The following is a 17,592-nucleotide window of genomic DNA, read 5'->3' on the forward strand; positions in this document are numbered from 1 at the left end:
TCTGTGTAACCGTGGGGGGTTTGATCAAATGGCCCAGCTGTGGACCTCACAGCCGGGCCCCGAGAATCGACCAAAAGTCGGAGGGAAGAACCAGCGTGCCTAGCGAATACGCGAAGACACTGGGCGGCAAGTTGCGCGCCATCCGCCAGCAGCAAGGTCTGTCGCTGCACGGCGTGGAAGAGAAGTCCAAGGGTCGCTGGAAGGCGGTCGTCGTCGGCTCTTACGAGCGTGGCGATCGGGCCGTCACCGTCCAGAAGCTCGCGGAGCTCGCCGATTTCTACGGCGTGCCGATCCGTGAGCTGCTTCCTGGATCCGCCAGCGCGGCCGCAGCGGCTGCTGCACCGCCTCGGCTGATTCTGGATCTGGAGGCTCTGCAGCACCTCGACGCGAGCGAGGCCGGTCCGCTCACGCGGTACGCGGCCACGATCCAGGCCCAGCGCGGGGACTACAACGGCAAGGTGCTGTCGATCCGTCAGGACGACATGCGCACCCTCGCCGTGATCTACGACGAGTCGCCGACGACTCTGACCGAGCGTTTCATCTCCTGGGGTGTGCTGAACCCGGAGGCGAAGGGTGACGTCGAGGAGTCCGAGGCAGCCGGCGCCTGAGCGGCGTCCGGTAGACGGCGAGACAAGACGGTCGGGGCTCGTAGCAGCTTGCCCGCGGCCGCCTGCCCGCCTCTCCACACGGAGACGGGCCACTGCACGACCGAGTACCAGCAGTACGTAGTACCGGAGTACAGGCTTTTTCAGTACGAGTAGCTACACCAGGCCGGGGCCGTTCCCCCCGAGCCGACGAACGGGGACGCTGAGAAGGCCCGGCACCGCACCGTGGCGGTACCGGGCCCGTTGTGCTTTCTACGGCCCTGCAGAGGTGTTTCTAGACGCCCAGCGTGGGCTTGAGCTGCAACAGCCGGGCCAGCAGCCCGTTGACGAAGGCCGGCGACTCGTCGGTCGACAGGTCACGGGCCATCGAGACGGCCTCGCTGACCGCCACCACGTCCGGCACCTGCTCGTCGAAGAGCAGTTCGTACGCGCCGATCCGCAGGATGTTGCGGTCGACGGCCGGCATCCGGTCCAGCGTCCAGCCGACCGAGTGCGCGCTGAGCAGCTCGTCGATCGCCTCGATGTGCTCCGAGACGCCTTCGACCAGCGCCACGGTGAACTCGTTCACCGGCGGGTCGTTGTCAGCCACCCGGTCGGCCAGGGTGCCGCCGACGGGCAGCCCCCGGACCTCCGACTCGTAGAGCACGTCGAGGGCGCGCTTGCGGGCCTTGCTACGGGCAGACATGTTCTGTTGTCCAGACTCTCGGGTGTCAGGAGGTGACGCGGCCGAGGTAGTCCCCGGTCCGGGTGTCCACCTTGACCTTTTCACCGGTGGTCAGGAACAGCGGGACGTTGATCGTGTAGCCGGTCTCCAGCTTGGCCGGCTTGGTGCCACCGGTCGAGCGGTCACCCTGCAGGCCGGGCTCGGTGTACTCCACCGTCAGCTCGACCGAGGCCGGCAGCTCGACGTACAGCGGGAGGTCCTCGTGCACCGCGACGATGGCCTCCTGGTTCTCCAGCAGGAAGTGCGAGGCCTCGCCGACGACCTCGGGGGTGATGTGGACCTGCTCGTAGGTGGAGCTGTCCATGAAGACGTAGGAGCCGCCGTCGTTGTACAGATACGTCATGTCGCGCTTGTCGACGTTGGCCACCTCGACCTTGACGTCGGCGTTGAAGGTCTTGTCGACGACCTTGCCGCTCAGCACGTTCTTCAGCTTGGTGCGCATCACCGCGCCGCCCTTACCGGGCTTGTGGTGCTGGAACCAGACGACAGACCACAGCTGCCCATCCAGGTTGAGCACCATGCCGTTCTTGAGGTCGTTCGTCGATGCCACGCGGGAAATCCCCTTTGAAATGTCAATGTGAAGTGATCAGCGGTACGCAAGATTGTAGCGGTCACCACCGGGTTGTTCCGACCCGTGGTCTCCGAGGGCTCTACGCTGGCCTTCACGCAGTTCCCAGACCGCGCCCTGGAGGCATCCGATGACGGGCTTCATCATCTTCGTGGTCCTGATGATCATCTTCGGATTCGGGCGCAATGCGGCCAAGAAGCAGCAGAAGTCCGGCCAGCCCAGCGCCCGCGTCCAGGCGCTGATGGAGAAGATCCAGGCCCAGCAGGCGGCGAACCAGCCACCGGTGGTCCAAGGGCAGTACACCCAGCCCGCGTCGGGTCAGCCGCTACCGGCCGCCCAGCCACCGGGCCGCGCCCAGACCAGCGCCCAGCTCGCCGGCATGCTCCAGTCGTTGCTCCAAGCCGGTCAGCAAGCCGGCCGCCCGCCAGGCGCTCCCCCGGCCCAGTACGCGCCGCCGGCTCAGTACGCTCCGCCCGGTCAGTACCAGCCCGCGCCGGGTCAGTGGCCGGCGCCTGCGCAGCAGCTGAATCCGCAGGAGTATCTGCAGCAGATGGCTCCCGGCCAGATCGTGCTCACCACGCAGCCGGGTGGTTTCCAGGACCCTCGGATCGTCGGGCAGCTGCACACTCCGGGCGAGACGCGGACCTATTACCAGCAGCCCCATCAGCAGGCGACCGTGCCGACGCCGGGCAGTCCGCTGGAGCGGCGGGTGCGGGAGCTGATGAAGTCGGGGAACGAGGTGCCGGCGATCCGGCTGCTCTGCGACGAGCAGGATCTGGGCATCATCGAGGCACAGAAGTACGCGCGCAGCCTGATCGCCCCGGCCGGCAAGCCGGCTGCCGCGGCCGCGTCGGATGGTTCGGACAGCGATCGGCCGGTGCGGGACGAGGAAGAGACCCGGTACGTCGGTTCGGCGGCGTTCGCCGAGTCGGTCTTCGATCTGGACCGGGACGAGAACGTCTGGGCCAGCGGCTGGGTCGAGAAGCCCGAACCCGACGACCGCTCCGACATGGACGAGCTCTGGCAAACCGTCCGCAACGCCGGCCGCCCCACCACCCCACCCAACTGATTCCTTACGTCCGAAGAAGTGGGCGACACGTGCCCCCACTTCTTCGGACGTAAGGCTAGGCGGGCGGCCAGGTGAGGGTCAGGTAGTTGTGTTTCTTGCGGAGGTGGAAGCCCGGCGGCAGTCGGTCGGGTGGGGGGCTTGCCGGGTCGACTCGGAGGGTCGGGCCCTTGCCGCCGCGGAGGTGCTCGTTCCAGCTACGGATCTGGTCGACGAGTAGCTGGGCGAAGTCTTCCGCGGCCGGGCCGTGGGCGTGGGCGCCGAGTTCTACGTAGTCGGTGTCCGGTGCGGGGCGCGACGTCAGGTAGCCGAGTGAGTGGCTGGAGGCCATCGCAGACGCTCCCCAGCGTGGGACCGGGGCGACGACGTGTTTCTTCAGGGCACGTGGCTCGGCGCTGAGGACGCAGTACCCGGGGAGGGTGCTCGCGAGCCAGAGGTCGAGGTCGGAGAGCGGTTCCTCACGGTTCATCAGTACGCCCGACCACGCCGACGCCTTCGGCTGGTCCAGCACCCACTCGGGCGGCACCGGCTCGGACTCCTGGTCCTCGTCGAAGCTCAGGCTGACCAACTCGCCGTGCAGCGGCACCCAGCGCTCGTACGCCGCCCCCGCGCCCTGCATGTTGACGAACCCGCAGATGATCATCGACCGGCTCTCCAAACTGCGCCATCGAGATCCGGCTTCAAGCAAATCGAACGCGATCGACCGCGTCTGCGCCCGGAACCTCAGCGGTACGACGATCCGCCCGCCCGGCGCCAGCTGCTCCACCCAGGCGGGCGCGATGTCCCACGCGGTGACGGTGACGATGATCCGGTCATAGGGAGCGCTCTCCGGTCCACCGAACTCGCCATCGGTCCGCAGCACCCGGACGTCCGGGTAGCCGGCCGCGTCCAGGCTCTCCCGCGCGCGGGTGGTCACGTCCTCGTCGATGTCGATCGTGGTGACTTCACCGGTCGGCCCGACGAGCTCGGCGAGCAGGGCCGCGTTGTACCCGCCGGAGCCGATCTCGAGCACCCGGTGACCGGGCCGGATGTCGGCCTGCTCGAGCATCAGCGCGACCACGGTCGGCTGGGAGACCGAGCTGATGGCGACACCGGTCTCGTCGCGCTTCATCAGCACGACGTCGTCGGTGTAGGCGATCTCCAGTGGCACCAAGGGGACGAACAGGTGCCGCGGGACCAGCCGGAACGCGGCCGCGACCCGCTCGTCGTGGATCGCGCCCTGCTCGACCAGTAGGTCGGCGAGAGCCGCGCGCAACGTTCCGGCGTACGGGGAATCGTTGCTCTCGGCATCCATTGGTTCAGTCTGTCGTGTCGCCGAGCGATTCGAGCAGCTTCCGCAGGGTGTCGGCGAGCGTCTCGCGCTCGGCCGCGGTCAGGCCGGCCAGCAGGCGGTTCTCGGTGTCGATGTGGGTCGGCAGGACTTTGTCGACCAGCTCGAGTCCGGCCGGAGTGAGGGCGACCTGGACGCCGCGGCCGTCGGTCTCGCTGGGGGTGCGCTTGACCAGGCCGCGCTCCTCCAGCTTGTCGAGCCGCTGGGTGATCGCGCCGGAGGTGACCATCGAGGACCGCATCAGGCCGGCCGGGGTGAGGCTGTGCCCGGCGTTGCTGCGGCGGAGGGTGGCGAGCACGTCGAAGGACGCCCGGTCGAGGTCGTGGGTGGCGAAGTTGCGGCGTAGTTCGCCGTCGATCAGCTGGGACAGCCGCTTCACCCGGCCCATCACGGCCATCGGGGACGCGTCCAGATCCGGGCGCCGCTCGCGCCACTGGTCGAGCACCTGGTCGACGTGGTCTGCCATCTGTTCAGCGTACTGGAAATCTCTTAGCAGTGAGCTAAAACACTGGCGAAGTTGCTTAGCGGTGAGATATATTGTCTTAGTGCTAAGCAATCGAGTCAGCCTGATCCTCACCACGGCGATCGCGCCGGCGCTGTGGGGAACCACGTACCTGGTCACAACGGAACTGCTGCCACCGCAGCGTCCGCTCCTCGCCGCCTTCCTCCGGGCACTCCCGGCTGGGCTCCTGCTGGTCGCGATCACCCGAAGGCTGCCGCAAGGGATCTGGTGGTGGCGCGCACTGGTCCTCGGCGCACTGAACATCGGAGCCTTCAACGCCCTGCTTTTCATCGGCGCCTACCGGCTCCCCGGTGGAGTCGCGGCGACCGTTGGCGCGCTGCAGCCGCTACTGGTCGCGCTGCTCTCCACTGGCCTGCTCGGCGAGCGCCTGACCCGCAAGACTCTCCTGACGGCAACAGCCGGAGTAGCAGGCGTGAGTCTCCTGGTACTACGCGCAGACGCCCGCCTAGACGCCTGGGGCGTGCTCGCTGCCTTGGGTGGGGCCGCAGTGATGGCCACTGGCGTAGTACTCAGCAAGCGTTGGGTCTCCCCTGCACCTCTACTAGCCACCACCGGCTGGCAGCTGGTAGCCGGCGGCCTCCTGCTGCTCCCGGTTGCCTGGCTGGTCGAAGGCGCGTTCCCCACCTCCTTCACTGCAGCCAACCTGCTCGGCTACTCCTACCTGGCTCTCTTCGGCTCGGCCCTCGCCTACGCCCTCTGGTTCCGGGGCCTCCGAGCCCTCTCCCCCACCAACGTCACCTTCCTGGGCCTGCTGAGCCCCCTGGTCGCCACCACCCTCGGCTGGCTGGTCGTGGACCAACGTCTGACTCCCCTCCAACTACTAGGAGGCCTGATCGTCCTGACCGCCCTGATCACCGCCCAACTGAAAGGGACCAACCGTGCGAATCACCATCTTCGGAGCAACCGGAGCAGTAGGCAGCCGAGCAGTACAGGAAGCCCTCTCCCGGGGACACGAGGTAACAGCCGTCGGCCGGAGCATGGAACGCCTGAGGACGCTGCCGCGTGACCGCAGCCTCCGGCTCGAGCAAGGGGATGCGTCAGACATGACAGATGTAGCCCGGTTGAGTCAGGGGCAGGATGTCGTGATCAGTGCCACCCGACCCGTCCCAGGCCGGGAACACGAGTTGGCGATCGCCGCCAAGGGGTTGGTGGGCGGGTTGGCCGGCACTGCGGTCCGGTTGGCCGTCGTCGGGGGTGCGGCAAGCCTGACGTTGCCGGGCGACCCGGGGACGACCGTTGTCGACGGCCCCGACTTCCCGCCGGAGTTCCGGCCGATCGCGCTGGCCTGCAACGAGCAGTTCGAGGTGGTTCGGGGTAGCGACGACGTCGACTGGGTCTACCTGAGTCCGCCGGCGATGCTTGAGCCCGGCGTACGGACCGGGCAGTATCGGCTGGGACGCGACGAGTTGCTGGTGGATGACGACGGGGCGTCGCACCTCTCGATGGAGGACTTCGCCGTGGCGTTGGTCGACGAGGTCGAGCGGCCGCGGTACCGGCAGAGCAGGTTCACGGTCGGGTACTGAAGGGCAGCTGGGGTGCCCGATCGGCTGTACTCCGGCTCGATGTGCGATCACGGACAGCGCCCGATCCTTGATGCTGTGTCTACTTCAGCGCGACTGGATGTCGAAGAACTCGTCATCGTGCCCGGTACGCCGGCCCAGTGTCAGGTCCAGGTGGCCAACCGTGGGTCGATCGTGGAGGCCTACACCCTGACCCCGGTCGGGGACCTGGCCGGCTACGCCGTGATCGAACCCGCCACGCTCTCCCTCTACCCGGACGCGGAGGGTACGGCGACGATCACCATCACGGTGCCGCGCGAGGCCGTGGTGGAGGCGGGCGACGTCGCGTTCGGCGTACTGGTCCAGCCGCAGGAGCACCCGGCCGACACCGCCGTACCGGAGGCCGTGGCGCACGTCCAGGCGTTCAGCGACATCACTGCGGAGCTGACTCCGCGGACGTCGCACGGCAGCCGGATCGGGCGGCACACGCTCGCGGTCGACAACCGCGGCAACCGTCCGGTCACCGTCGAGCTGACCGGCAAGGACCCGGACGCGGTGATGGAGTTCCGGTTCTCGCCGAGCACCGTGGAGGTCGCGCCGGGGACGGCCGCGTTCTCGAAGATCAAGGCCCGCCCGCTGGACCGGATCTGGCGCGGTACGTCGAAGACGCGGCAGTTCAGCGTCGTCGTCACCCAGGTCACCACCGGCGGCCCGAACGGGACGAAGGCCGCTCTCACCAGCGTCGACGGGATGATGGTCCAGGACCCGATCCTCCCTGCCTGGACGGGTAAAGCGATCGCCGGCGCACTCGCCGCGGCCGCGCTGCTCGTCGGGCTGTGGTTCGTCGCCCTGCGGCCCGCGATCGAGTCGAGCGCCGAGAACGCGGTCGAGAAACCGTTGAAGCAGCTGCAGCAGAAGGTCGACGAGGCCAAGACGCAGGCCGGCGCGGCACAGCAGGCCGCGAACACCGCTCAGAACTCCGCCAAGAACACGGCGAAGGGGCAGAGCGAACAGGAGAAGAACCTCTCCGACCGGGAGAAGGAGCTCGCCGCCCAGGCCGCCGCGATGGTCGGTACGCCGTTCTCGCAGCGCTGGCCGTTGAAGGCGAAGCCGGGCAAGACGGTCGAGGAGTCGTTCGAGGTGCCGAAGGACAAGGTGCTGCGGATCACCGACGTCAACTTCGAGTCGCAGGGAAGTACCGGCTGGCTCGACCTGCGCAAGGACAAGAACTCGCTCGGCGGGGTCGCTCCGCAGTACTTCCGCAACATCCAGGACTACCGCTACATCTCGCCGCTCGCGGTGCTGGTGGCCGGCGAGAAGGTCGTCGTCAGCCTCAAATGCGACAGCCCGGCGCCGGGCGCGACCGACTGCGAGAACGCGGTGATGGTCGGCGGCATCCTCACCGACAAGCCCCCGGCGCCGACCACTCCACCGACGAGCGCCGCGCCCAACTGACCGCGGTACGCCGTACTGCTGCCTCAAGCAGTACGGCGTACCGCGTTCCACTGCTGCACAGACTGCGAGCCCCGGACCGGCGTCGGTCCGGGGCTCGCTTGGTGCTGGGTACCTCAGCGGCGGGCGAAGAACTCGAGTTCGGCGATCGCGGTGAGAGTCGAGCGGGTCGGGGCGATCGTCCGGACGACAGCGACCTGGACGGCGCGGGCGTCGTCGACCTTGAGCTTGAACTCCTGCTTGGCCGGTACGTCTTTCAAGGTGAAGCGCTGGATGACCGGTTCGCCGCCGGTGATCACGGTGACCTCGATCTCGGCGGGCCGCGGGCCAGCGACGTACTTCGGTGTCTCCGGCGCGACGCCCGCGTAGATGGTGAAGGCGGTCAGGTTGATCGGCGACCTGAACCCGGCCGTCACCCACGGGACGGGCTTGGCGGTCTTGCCGGTGCGCGGCGCTCCCCAGTACGTGTTCCTGGCGCCGTCGAAGGCGAGCTGAGCCTCCTGCTTCCCGGCAACCCCACTCGCCTTGCTAGCCATCGGCCGAACCTGCAGCGGCTCAGCAAACTGGTCCTGCACCTTATGCACGCCGTCCATCACCAACCCCCGCTGCGGCCCCGCCAGCACACCCCCACCCGCAAGCAATGCCAGTACCACCCCGACCCGCGTAGCCCCACGAAACTTCCGCCGCCCGGTCCCCGGCCGAATCCTCGTCCCAGCCGCATAGACCCTTTCCCGCCCAGTAACCCGCCGCCACCAAGGCGCCTTCCGGATCACCTGAGCATCAATCAGACTGAACCCACACTTCGCACAGAACCGCCGACTGGCCTCATTAGGCATCCCACACCCACCACAGACCCGAGACCCGGTAGGCACAATCACCGGCGACCTACTCCGCCGAGCCATCTTCCGCCTGACAGCCTGCGGCTGCCGCGAGACCACCGCCTCCGGCTCGCTTGCACCAACCTCTCGGGGCTCGGCCTCACTCACACCTCCCCGATCCCGCCGCGAAGCGGCGGGATCGGGTGCAGGAAGAGGAAGTAGCGGGTTCTCGACAGGTGGCGGGGCGAGGGCCGCAGGCTTGGCAGCCGCGGCGACTGGGGTGACGTGTTCGCCTTCCCATTCGAGGAAGACGCCGCAGCGGGCGCAGAAGACTGTGCCTTCCTGGTTCTGTTCGCCGCAGTCGTTGCAGAGGATCATCGGTCGGCCTCCAGGACTTCTACCCGGGCCGGCAGGTTCGCCGGCCGTAATGCGTCGACGATTCGGTGGACTACCGCTTCGTCGGCTTCGAGAGGGACCCGTACGACGAGTTGCGCCCGCGCCTCACCAGGCGGCTCGGCGCCGGCTCGCGCGGACCACGCAGTACCGCCGGACTCGGTGATCTCGGCATCGACCCCGCACGCCAGCCGCAGCGTCTCGCGCAACGCATGCGCGGCCCCGCGACTCCGGTGCAGGTCAGTCGTCGCCGCCACCAGCAACCGTTGCCGCTCGACCGGAATCCGCGGATCCGAGAACGCCGCCACCCAAGAACCCAGCAACTCCACGAAGTCCTCAGGCGCCAGCTCCGGATCGAGATACGCGCCGAAGTTGTCCAGCGTCGCCACCACCGGCGCCAGCGCCTCGTCGAACACCCCGGTCAGCCGCACCGCCAAGTCGTCCTCGGCATACAGCCCCGGCAAGATCTCCAGCAACGGATGCGGATTCGCCAGCCCGTCGATCAATCCACGCATCTCTACCTCCGCACCATGATCTGGTGCTCGAACGAGTACACCAGCTCGGTCCGGCTCAACTCGACCCGATCGACCGGCGTATCGCTCCGCGTCCCCAGCACCGGATCAGCCAGATAAAGCCGCACATCCTCGACCGACTCCACCCCCCGGACCCGTTGCAGACAAGCATGAATGTCACCCGTCTGCACAGTCCGTCCCAACGGCCACCCATCCCCGCGCGGCCCACCCAGCAACGGATGCATGAACCGATACAGCGCCTCCAGCGCGGCCGGCCGAACCCGCTCCGCCGACGCGTCCGCAGCCGCCGTCAACCGCGCAACCACCGTCACCGCCCGATAGAACGGCGGCTCGATCACCAACCGCGCCCCAAGCATCCGCCGCGGCTCGAGATGATCCGCCAACCGCTGCAACACCTCGTCCGACGGCCGCAACGCCCCGAAATCCACGGTCGCCTGCGGATCCACCGACAACCTCGGTACGACGAGAAGCCGCACCACATTCGGCTCGCTCTCGTCCCCCGGCACACAGTGCACGCGCCCGAGCGAAGGTGCGGCTTCCCGCGCCAGCAACTCGTAGTCCTCAGCAGTCACGGCCCGCGACGCAGTACGCAAAGAGAGCGGCCCTCGAAGCATCGCGTCCGCCACCTGCTCGCCGTCCACACCCCCGGTCGCCGCGCGCCGATTGTCGACCTCCCCGACGAACGGCAGCGAGGTCTTCAACACCCGCAACGCATGCGCAGCCACATTGCCCGCGGCGCCGCCCCCGGTGCGGTACCGGGCCAATCGCAGTACGGCCCCCTTCGGCGGCACAGCCCCGTACGACCGCAAAGTCCCATCCGGTTGACGCACAGCAGGCCCGAGCAACACCTGCCCGTTCTGCCGGTCCAACGCAAAGTGCTGGTCGGTCGCCATCGACTCCGCGAAGCTGTCCACCAAGGTCCACTCGACCCAGCCAAGGTCCGTACCAACCTGAAGCACCTCTGGCTCCGGGGCCAGCGTCACCGGCCGCCGCTGCAACTCGAAGCGCTGCCCCGCACTCCCATCGCTACGCCCCAACTCCTCAGCCAGCACCGGCTCGGCGTGCTCAGCAACCGTCGTACCGCCGATCGTGCACGCCTCGACATGACGGATCTTCGGCGACTCGCTGTAGAACGGCTGGTCGGTGTCCGGCGCCACCAGCACGCAACGCAGCCAGCCGGCTCGCTGCTGGGCAAGCACCGACTGCACATGCCCGACCGGGACGTGCAACACGATGTCGCCCGGCCGGTTGAGCCCACCCGTGCCGTCGCGATCGACCTCGCACGCGATCCACTCCTCACCGTTCCACGCCTCCCAGCGCAGCGGCGGGTCGAGCGGATCGACGCCGATGCCTTCGACCTCACAGTCGACGCGGAGCAGTACTGCGCAGGACGGGACAGCTGCCGACAGGCCGACGTACAGGGCATTGTCAGGGGCCGGCGGCGCGGCGAAGCAGTCGAAGCCGACGCCGTCCTGTAGCTCAACGGTCCGATCCAGAACCGCCGTACTACCGTTGCTAGTGGCAACGTTGAGCAGTGAGCAGGCAACGATCGCGAGCTCGTCGACAGTGCTGAAGCCGGTCGCCTCGTCGTGCTCGGTGCGCAGCGTCGCGACCTCGGTCCCGCCATGCACGGTGATCGTCTCGGGTTGCGCGGCCGACAGCCAGAAGGTGATGTCGGCGCGGGCCGCCGCAGGCGCGAAGAGCTTGATCCCGACCAGGTCGAGGAACTTCAGGTAGTGCCGTTCAGGCACCCGGTTCAGCCGGTACATCAACTGGTCGACCATCGTCGCGAACGCCTCGACCAGCGTGACGCCCGGGTCGGAGACGTTGTGGTCGGTCCACTCCGGACAGCGCTGCTGGATCATCCGCTTGGCGTCGTCCACCAGTTGCTGGAACCGGCGGTCGTCGAGGTTCGGGGCGGTCAGGGTCATGCCGCTCCTCCGGTCGTCAGCTCGGCGTGCTCGGGGATCAGGTAGAACGGGAAGACCAGGTTGCGCGGGCTGTTGCTGCCGCTGATCGCGTAGTGCAGGTCGATGTAGAGCGCTCCCGCATCGATCCGGTCGAAATGCACCCGGACGTCGAGCAGGTCGATCCGCGGCTCCCAGCGGTCCAGCGCGATCCGTACGTCGGCGATGATCTTGCCCGCCGTGGTCGCGTCGGCCGGCGCGAAGATGTGCTCCTGGATGCCGCAGCCGAACTCCGGCCGCATCGGCCGCTCCCCCGGCGACGTGCCGAGGATGAGCCGGATGCTCTCCTCGATCTCGCGTTCCTGCCGGACCAGCGCGATCCGGCCGGTCGCGTCCGTGCGCAACGGAAACGCCCACCCGGCCCCGACGAACTCCGAACTCACCGCGTCCTCCGTTCAGTTCCAGCCATCAGTCAGCCGCCGATCAGGACGGTCATGCAACCGATCGCGATCGGCGCCCCACACCCGGTCAGGTCCGTCATCCGGGCGGCCGGCAGGCCACCGATCAGCACGGTCATCGATCCCGGCGGTACCACGGCCGACGGCGGATGCAACGGGATCGCGCACACGTGCGGCGTACCGACTGTCGCCGCCGGCATCCCGCCGATCAGCACGGTCGGTACACCGGGTGGCCCGAGTGCTCCACCATGGGCCGTCACATCGCCGACCCGGGCCGCTGGTCCAGGCATCCTGTCTCCCCCGCCTCAGTTGATCTTCACGAGGGCGGCCTGGATCGCGAGGCTCGCGCCGCCGTTGATCTCGGTACTCGCCTGACCCGCCACGCTGACCTTCGCGGCCGACACCGTGGCCTGCGCGGTGCCCTTCAGATCGACGTTGACACCCTTGAGCTGGACGTCGCCGGTGCCGGCGTCGAGCGTGATGCCGGTCTTCGCGGTCAGCTCGATCTTCTGCCCGGCGGTGATCCTGACCCCGCCGCTGCCCGCGTCGATGTCGACGCCGTCCTTGGCCTCGACGACCACCTTGCCGTCGCTGTGCACGGTGATCACCGGTGCGTTCGTACCGTCCATCGCGACGCTGAGCTTGCCGTCGCCGGTGTGCAGCCAGATCCCGTTCTTCTGCGAGCTCTCGAGCAGTTCGAGGGAGTGCCCGGTCCGGCCGACGAAGGCGCGGCGGTTGACGGCGCCGGTACCGCTGTCGACGCTCGCGGCCTGACCGGCGTACGGCTTGCGGTTGGCGCTGTAGAGGCCACCGAGGACGAACGGCGCGCCGATGTCGCCTTGCTCGAAGGCGACCAGTACCTCGTCACCGACCTCGGGCAGCAGCATCGAGCCACGGTCGGCACCCGCGCCCGCTTGCAGGACGCGCGCCCAGAACGTACCGAAGTCGTCGCGCATCCACGGCAGCTGGACCTTCACCTGCCCGGTCTTCCTTGGGTCGTTCACGTCTGTGACGACAGCCGTCGCGACCCCTTGCCTGGCAGGCGATCCGGTGGATCCGGACAGCCCGAGCATCGACCGGTCCTGCTGGCCGGTGACCGAGATGTGCGTCGTGTAGTCGCCGTCGAACACATGCCTCACCCGACTCAACGTGTACTTACCGTCGAACGGAGCACCAAGGTTGCCGATAGCAACCGGTACGCCGGCGTGCAGCCGCGGGTTGCCCCGGCACACCCCTTCGAGCTCGGCGAACGTACCGGCGACCCGCTCGGCCAACGCCTTCGCCGCAGCCTCCGCCGTCGCCTGGGTCCGATGCGGCACATGCGTCACGACCCACGGCGGCGCCGAGAACTTGTCGGCCAGCTCACTCGGCCGCAACCCGATCTGCGCGCTGGTCGTTGCCGCAGGCACCTTCGCAACCACCGCCCGCTGCTGGGTGTCGTCCCAGCCCCGTACTTCGACCGACGGCACCTGACCCGCCGCCGTCACCGCGGACCGGAGCCGCAGCAGATCCGAACCGAGCTCAAGCGCCTGCGCCTGGGTCGCATCCGAACCGTCCGGAGCGCCGGCCGCCTTGGTCGGCTTGGTGAACTGGAGCTTCCCGGCCTCGACCCCGAGGTGGTAGCCGACGGCATCGGCCAGCGTGCGGAGAAAGTCCCAGTCGGTCTGGTTCGCCTGGCAGAGGAACTCGTGCACGGTGTTGGTCGAGTCCACCTGGCCGAGCGGCAGGCCATTGCGCTGGGCAACCTTCTTGACGACGTCGTCGAACGTCACCTGCTGGTAGGTCTCGCTCCGGGTACCACGCAACAGGCGGTGCGCTGCGTCGTACCCACGGACGATCGTGAAGGTGCCGGTCCCCTCGACCTCCACCTCCAGAGCCGTCACCTCGCCGGTCATCAGGTCCTGGGGAGCGCTCTCCTGGGCGGCATGCACGGACAGCTTGAGCTTGCTGCCGATGGTGATCCCGGACTTCGCCAGCACCAGCCGGTCGGGATCGCGGAAACGCAGGCTGAACAGGTCCGGCAGGTGCAGGTTGTCGTCCACCCAGGCCCCGGCCAGCAGCGCGATCAGGTCGTCCGGAAGCGCTGCCCCGTCGACGGAGACGGACAGCGTGCTGGAGAAGCTCGCGTTGGCCATCTCAGCCGGCCAACAGTTCTTCGGCGGACGGCAGCAGGACCGTCCGGCCCGGCGTGAGGCGGTGCGGGTCGTCGATGTCGTTGGCCTCGGCCAGTGGTCGCCACATCGCCGGATCGCCGTACTCCGCGTAGGCGACCGCGGCGAGCGTCTCGCCCTCGAGCAGCACGTGGGTACGCCGGGCGGTCAGGCTGCCCGACGTCGGATTCTGCTTGGCCGTCAGCGACGGCATCTCCTGCAGGTCGACGGTGCAGGTCGCGCGGACCGGCGTACCTTCCGGCGTGAACAGCGAGTACTTCGCGCTGACGGAGGTGATGAAACTCGGGAAGAAGTCGAGCGCACCCCAGTGGAAGACCACCAGCGGCGGTACCGGCTTGCTCTTGCCCACGCTCTGATCGGTGGGGACGCAGCACGCGAACAGCGCCTTGACCGCCTTCACGACGCTGTCGTCCATCGTGTCGGTGGCGTCGAAGAACATCTCCAGCGTGAGCTTGCCGGGCTCGGGTCCCTGGAACTCCGGCGGCGCGGCCTTCTTCGACCCACGGGCCGGCTCGCTGTTCCACTTCGCGGCCTTCTTGACGGTCAGCTCGTTCGGATTGAACTGGAACGCGATCCGGCCCTTGGCCGCGCCGAGGCTCGCACCGGCGCCCTTGTTCGGCATCGCCTCGTGCAGTTCCAGGTACGCCTTGGCCAGATTGCCGCTCATGCCACGAGGCTAGGGACGCCGCGCCGCTTCGGGCAGGGGCTGCAGCGCCGTACGGAGGGAACCTGCGAACTTCCCTAAAGGGCAGCGTGGCAACATTTGAGTGGGTCGGAGGATCTTGCTGGGGGTGAGGGCTACGAAGCAGGTCGGCGAAGCGTTGCTGGGGGTCCGTCTGCTCGGGGCGGTGGAGATCGCGACGCGATCCGGACTGTTGAGAGTTCAGCAACCGCTGGCCCGGGCGCTGGCGGTCCGGCTCGCGTTGGGGCGGGGCGCGGCGGTTGCCGACGAGATCCTGATTCGCGACCTGTGGGGCGACATCGGCAACGCCCGGCCGACCGCGCGGTTGCGGGTGCTGGCCTCGCGGCTTCGAGGTGCCCTGGGCGACGACGGCCAGGCGTTGCGGCGTACGCCGGCAGGCTTCTCCTTGGACGCGGCACCCGTCGACCTCGACCTGGTCGAGCAGTCCGTCGGCTCGATCGACGCAGCTCGTCGAGCCGGAGACCAGGCAGCCGTGTTCGACGCGGCCGCCGTCGCCTTGGAACAGTGGCGGGGCGAGGCGCTGGCTGATCTGCGGGGGATCCCGTTCGTCGCCGCTGAACAACTCCGGCTGGAGTCTCTCCAGCTGGAACTCGAGATCGCCCACGGCGAGGCAGGGCTTGCCTTGGGCAAGGATGTCGGACCGGACCTCGAACGCCTGGTCAGCCTCCATCCGCTGCACGAGCGTCTGGTCGGCTTGTCCGCCCGGGCGCTCGCCAACCGCGGGATGCGCGCCGAGGCAACTGCCCGGCTGGCCCACTTGCGCACTACCTTGGCCGAGCAACTCGGGATCGACCCCGGCCCGGAGACGCTCGCGCTCGAGGCCAAGCTGCACGAGCAGGCCGATCGGGCCATCCGCTCCTCGCTGCCACCGCAGACCAAGAGTTTCGTCGGCCGGCAGGACGAGCAACTCAGCCTGCGCGCCCTGGTCAGCCGGCCGTCGGTGGTCACGCTGCGCGGCGGACCGGGGGTCGGCAAGACCCGGCTGGCGCGCGAGATCGCAGAGAGCGCTCACCGGGAAGGACGGACGGTCGCCTGGCTCGATCTCGCCCCGCTCCAGCCCGGCGACAATCTCCCGGCCGCGCTGGCCGCTGCGATCGGTACCGACGGCGGCGGGCCCAATCCGCTCGCCAGCACGATCGAAGTACTGCCTGGCGCGTTGCTCGTCGTCGACAACGCCGAGCACCTGATCGAGGACACCGCCGTGCTCGTCGACGGCCTGCAGGCAGCCACTCTCGGGCTGACCGTTCTGGTCACCTCGCAACGAGCACTGAGGATCGGCGGCGAACACGTTCACCGGGTCGGTCCGCTGTCGGCCGAGGCCGCCGTCGAACTGTTCTGCGCGCGCAGCGGGCTCCCGCCGAGTTCACGAGTCGACGCAATCTGCACGGCCGTCGACCGGTTCCCGCTCGCCATCGAGCTTGCCGCCGGGCTGACTCGCATTCTGTCGGTCGACCAGTTGGCCGACCGGATCGACGATCGGCTGCGATTGTTGATCCGCGGTCTGCGGGACTCCGGTGCTCGACACTCCAGTCTGCGGGCAGCACTCGATTGGAGCCATGAACTGCTGGCCCCCAAGGCCCGGATCGCGTTGCGCCGGGTGTCGGTGTTCGCGGGTGGCTGCACGCTGGCGGCGGCCGAGAAGGTCATCGCGGACGATCGGCTGGCGGTCGAAGAGGTCGGCGGGCTGCTGAACGAGCTGGTGGATCGCAGTCTGCTGACCGTCGACAGCACTGGGCGGTACGGCGTACTGCAGAGCATCCGCGATTACGGTCTCGAGCGGCTGCGGGCCGTCGGCGAGGAGGATGTCATCCGGCGGCGACATGTTGCCTGGTGCACCGAAGTGGCGGCCGCCGGGGAACAGTACGGGCGGCTGCATTTCACCCATGACCTGCAGCGAGACTTGTACAGCCATCTCAACCTCGAAGAACCGAACCTGCTCAGCGCGGTCGATTGGTGTCTGTCCACCGGCGCCGAGCCCGCGCTGGTCAACGAGATCGTCGCGCCGCTGTCGTGGTACTGGGGTTATCGCGGCATGCTCGCGGAAGCGGCCGGCTGGCTGCGCGACTCGCTCACCGCCGTTCCGGCCGACTCGGTGCAGTACGGCGCCGGCCTGAACGCGCTGGCCATCGTCACCCGCAAGCTCGGCCGATTCGCCGAAGCTCGCGAACTCGGCCTGCAGGCGCTCGCGATCATGCGGCGTACCGGCCAGGCCCGCGGCACGATCCAGGTGCTGCAAAGCCTGACGCTGGCGTATCTCGCGCTGGACGAGGTCTATCAAGCGCTTGTCTGCGCCAACGAGGTGGAGGTGTGGACCCGGACGGTGGATTTCCCGGTACTGCGCGGCGCCGGCCTCAACTGCCTTGGCCTGTGCCTGCGGATGATCGGTCACGCCGACGACGCGGTGAAACTCTTCGAAGAGGCGCTGGCCTGCTGGGACGCCATCCACGACGGGCACGGTTACGTCATCGCCAAGGGGAACCTCGGCATCTCGGCGTACCAGGCCGGCGAACTCGATCGCGCCCGCTCGCTCGAGCTGGACGCGTTGGAGGTTGCCCGCGACATCACCTACACCGTCGGCCAGCTCGACTCGCTGGAAACCCTCGGCTGCATCGAAGCCGCGGCCGGCCGCTACGAGATCGCCGCCGAGCTGTTAGCCGCGGCGATGCACGGCCGGCAACTGATCGTCGAACCAGTCGCCATCGCCGACGAGATCATGGACCTGGCCGCCACCGACGAGTTCGTCCGAGCCGAGTTGGGCCCACGCTTCGACGAGATCGCCGCCGCCACCCGCCGCCTGACCCTCGACGAAGTAGTCCGCGAAGTCCTCACCCGCGGCTGACCG

General features: G+C 68.4%; 17 protein-coding genes. 6 read left to right on the forward strand and 11 right to left on the reverse strand.

Features of this window, described 5'->3' with window-relative positions; genetic code table 11:
* Positions 1 to 95 precede the first annotated feature (95 nt).
* Complete coding sequence (gene bldD, locus ABD768_RS29985; RefSeq protein ID WP_026163359.1) at positions 96 to 608, forward strand: transcriptional regulator BldD; 513 nt, start codon at positions 96 to 98, stop codon at positions 606 to 608.
* Positions 609 to 879: 271 nt separating this feature from the next.
* On the opposite strand, the gene nusB is transcribed toward bldD, so the two are convergent.
* Positions 880 to 1,290 carry a transcription antitermination factor NusB gene (gene nusB / locus ABD768_RS29990; protein WP_343965837.1) on the reverse strand — a complete coding sequence of 137 codons (411 nt, stop codon included), beginning with the start codon at positions 1,288 to 1,290 and terminating at the stop codon, positions 880 to 882.
* Positions 1,291 to 1,315: 25 nt separating this feature from the next.
* Positions 1,316 to 1,879, reverse strand: coding sequence for an elongation factor P (efp, locus tag ABD768_RS29995; protein ID WP_020390670.1), 564 nt, complete (start codon positions 1,877 to 1,879; stop codon positions 1,316 to 1,318).
* Positions 1,880 to 2,027: 148 nt separating this feature from the next.
* On the opposite strand from efp, the gene ABD768_RS30000 reads away from it, so the two are divergent.
* Positions 2,028 to 2,966: a hypothetical protein gene (locus ABD768_RS30000; protein ID WP_344846255.1), complete on the forward strand. Its 939-nt coding sequence runs from the start codon at positions 2,028 to 2,030 to the stop codon at positions 2,964 to 2,966.
* Positions 2,967 to 3,021: 55 nt separating this feature from the next.
* On the opposite strand, the gene fxlM is transcribed toward ABD768_RS30000, so the two are convergent.
* Entirely contained in the window at positions 3,022 to 4,257 is a 1,236-nt protein-coding gene (gene fxlM / locus ABD768_RS30005) for a methyltransferase, FxLD system (RefSeq protein ID WP_344846257.1), read from the reverse strand.
* A gap of 4 nt (positions 4,258 to 4,261) precedes the next feature.
* Positions 4,262 to 4,759: a MarR family winged helix-turn-helix transcriptional regulator gene (locus tag ABD768_RS30010; protein WP_344846259.1), complete on the reverse strand. Its 498-nt coding sequence runs from the start codon at positions 4,757 to 4,759 to the stop codon at positions 4,262 to 4,264.
* A 79-nt stretch (positions 4,760 to 4,838) separates the two neighbouring features.
* On the opposite strand from ABD768_RS30010, the gene ABD768_RS30015 reads away from it, so the two are divergent.
* The 3 genes from ABD768_RS30015 to ABD768_RS30025 all read left to right on the forward strand — a co-directional run bounded on the left by ABD768_RS30015 (position 4,839) and on the right by ABD768_RS30025 (position 7,770).
* Positions 4,839 to 5,822, forward strand: a complete 984-nt coding sequence (locus tag ABD768_RS30015) for an EamA family transporter (protein ID WP_344846261.1) — start codon at positions 4,839 to 4,841, stop codon at positions 5,820 to 5,822.
* Positions 5,707 to 6,339, forward strand: coding sequence for an NAD(P)-dependent oxidoreductase (locus ABD768_RS30020; RefSeq protein ID WP_344846371.1), 633 nt, complete (start codon positions 5,707 to 5,709; stop codon positions 6,337 to 6,339). Before ABD768_RS30015 ends, ABD768_RS30020 begins: the two co-directional genes overlap by 116 nt.
* Positions 6,340 to 6,414: 75 nt before the next feature.
* Positions 6,415 to 7,770 (forward strand): COG1470 family protein, encoded by a 1,356-nt coding sequence (locus tag ABD768_RS30025; protein WP_344846263.1) that lies wholly within the window; start codon positions 6,415 to 6,417, stop codon positions 7,768 to 7,770.
* 113 nt (positions 7,771 to 7,883) lie between these two features.
* Here ABD768_RS30025 and ABD768_RS30030 read toward each other — a convergent pair whose 3' ends face one another.
* The 7 genes from ABD768_RS30030 to ABD768_RS30060 all read right to left on the reverse strand — a co-directional run bounded on the left by ABD768_RS30030 (position 7,884) and on the right by ABD768_RS30060 (position 14,714).
* The gene (locus ABD768_RS30030) at positions 7,884 to 8,303 is read right to left on the reverse strand and encodes an NADase-type glycan-binding domain-containing protein (protein WP_344846264.1); all 420 of its coding nucleotides are present in this window, start codon (positions 8,301 to 8,303) and stop codon (positions 7,884 to 7,886) included.
* Positions 8,304 to 8,959: 656 nt separating this feature from the next.
* The gene (locus tag ABD768_RS30035) at positions 8,960 to 9,493 is read right to left on the reverse strand and encodes a phage tail protein (protein WP_344846266.1); all 534 of its coding nucleotides are present in this window, start codon (positions 9,491 to 9,493) and stop codon (positions 8,960 to 8,962) included.
* 2 nt (positions 9,494 to 9,495) lie between these two features.
* Positions 9,496 to 11,442 (reverse strand): putative baseplate assembly protein, encoded by a 1,947-nt coding sequence (locus tag ABD768_RS30040; protein WP_344846268.1) that lies wholly within the window; start codon positions 11,440 to 11,442, stop codon positions 9,496 to 9,498.
* Positions 11,439 to 11,861 (reverse strand): GPW/gp25 family protein, encoded by a 423-nt coding sequence (locus ABD768_RS30045; protein ID WP_343965855.1) that lies wholly within the window; start codon positions 11,859 to 11,861, stop codon positions 11,439 to 11,441. Before ABD768_RS30045 ends, ABD768_RS30040 begins: the two co-directional genes overlap by 4 nt.
* 29 nt (positions 11,862 to 11,890) lie before the next feature.
* Positions 11,891 to 12,166, reverse strand: coding sequence for a PAAR domain-containing protein (locus tag ABD768_RS30050; protein ID WP_343965857.1), 276 nt, complete (start codon positions 12,164 to 12,166; stop codon positions 11,891 to 11,893).
* 15 nt (positions 12,167 to 12,181) lie between these two features.
* Positions 12,182 to 14,011 (reverse strand): VgrG-related protein, encoded by a 1,830-nt coding sequence (locus tag ABD768_RS30055; RefSeq protein WP_344846270.1) that lies wholly within the window; start codon positions 14,009 to 14,011, stop codon positions 12,182 to 12,184.
* A gap of 1 nt (position 14,012) precedes the next feature.
* On the reverse strand, positions 14,013 to 14,714 hold the full coding sequence (locus ABD768_RS30060) for a CIS tube protein (protein WP_344846272.1): 702 nt from the start codon (positions 14,712 to 14,714) through the stop codon (positions 14,013 to 14,015).
* A 124-nt stretch (positions 14,715 to 14,838) separates the two neighbouring features.
* On the opposite strand from ABD768_RS30060, the gene ABD768_RS30065 reads away from it, so the two are divergent.
* Positions 14,839 to 17,589: an ATP-binding protein gene (locus ABD768_RS30065; RefSeq protein ID WP_344846274.1), complete on the forward strand. Its 2,751-nt coding sequence runs from the start codon at positions 14,839 to 14,841 to the stop codon at positions 17,587 to 17,589.
* Positions 17,590 to 17,592: the final 3 nt, after the last annotated feature.

The organism is Kribbella ginsengisoli (assembly GCF_039537185.1).
GTDB lineage: Bacteria > Actinomycetota > Actinomycetes > Propionibacteriales > Kribbellaceae > Kribbella > Kribbella koreensis.

Coding starts and splice junctions, on each gene's coding strand:
- ABD768_RS30030 (WP_344846264.1), bottom strand. CDS start 8,303: ATGGCTAGCAAGGCGAGTGGGGTTGCCGGGAAGCAGGAGGCTCAGCTC.
- ABD768_RS30055 (WP_344846270.1), bottom strand. CDS start 14,011: ATGGCCAACGCGAGCTTCTCCAGCACGCTGTCCGTCTCCGTCGACGGG.
- ABD768_RS30040 (WP_344846268.1), bottom strand. CDS start 11,442: ATGACCCTGACCGCCCCGAACCTCGACGACCGCCGGTTCCAGCAACTG.
- ABD768_RS30010 (WP_344846259.1), bottom strand. CDS start 4,759: ATGGCAGACCACGTCGACCAGGTGCTCGACCAGTGGCGCGAGCGGCGC.
- ABD768_RS30050 (WP_343965857.1), bottom strand. CDS start 12,166: ATGCCTGGACCAGCGGCCCGGGTCGGCGATGTGACGGCCCATGGTGGA.
- ABD768_RS30060 (WP_344846272.1), bottom strand. CDS start 14,714: ATGAGCGGCAATCTGGCCAAGGCGTACCTGGAACTGCACGAGGCGATG.
- ABD768_RS30000 (WP_344846255.1), top strand. CDS start 2,028: ATGACGGGCTTCATCATCTTCGTGGTCCTGATGATCATCTTCGGATTC.
- fxlM (WP_344846257.1), bottom strand. CDS start 4,257: ATGGATGCCGAGAGCAACGATTCCCCGTACGCCGGAACGTTGCGCGCG.
- nusB (WP_343965837.1), bottom strand. CDS start 1,290: ATGTCTGCCCGTAGCAAGGCCCGCAAGCGCGCCCTCGACGTGCTCTAC.
- ABD768_RS30035 (WP_344846266.1), bottom strand. CDS start 9,493: ATGCGTGGATTGATCGACGGGCTGGCGAATCCGCATCCGTTGCTGGAG.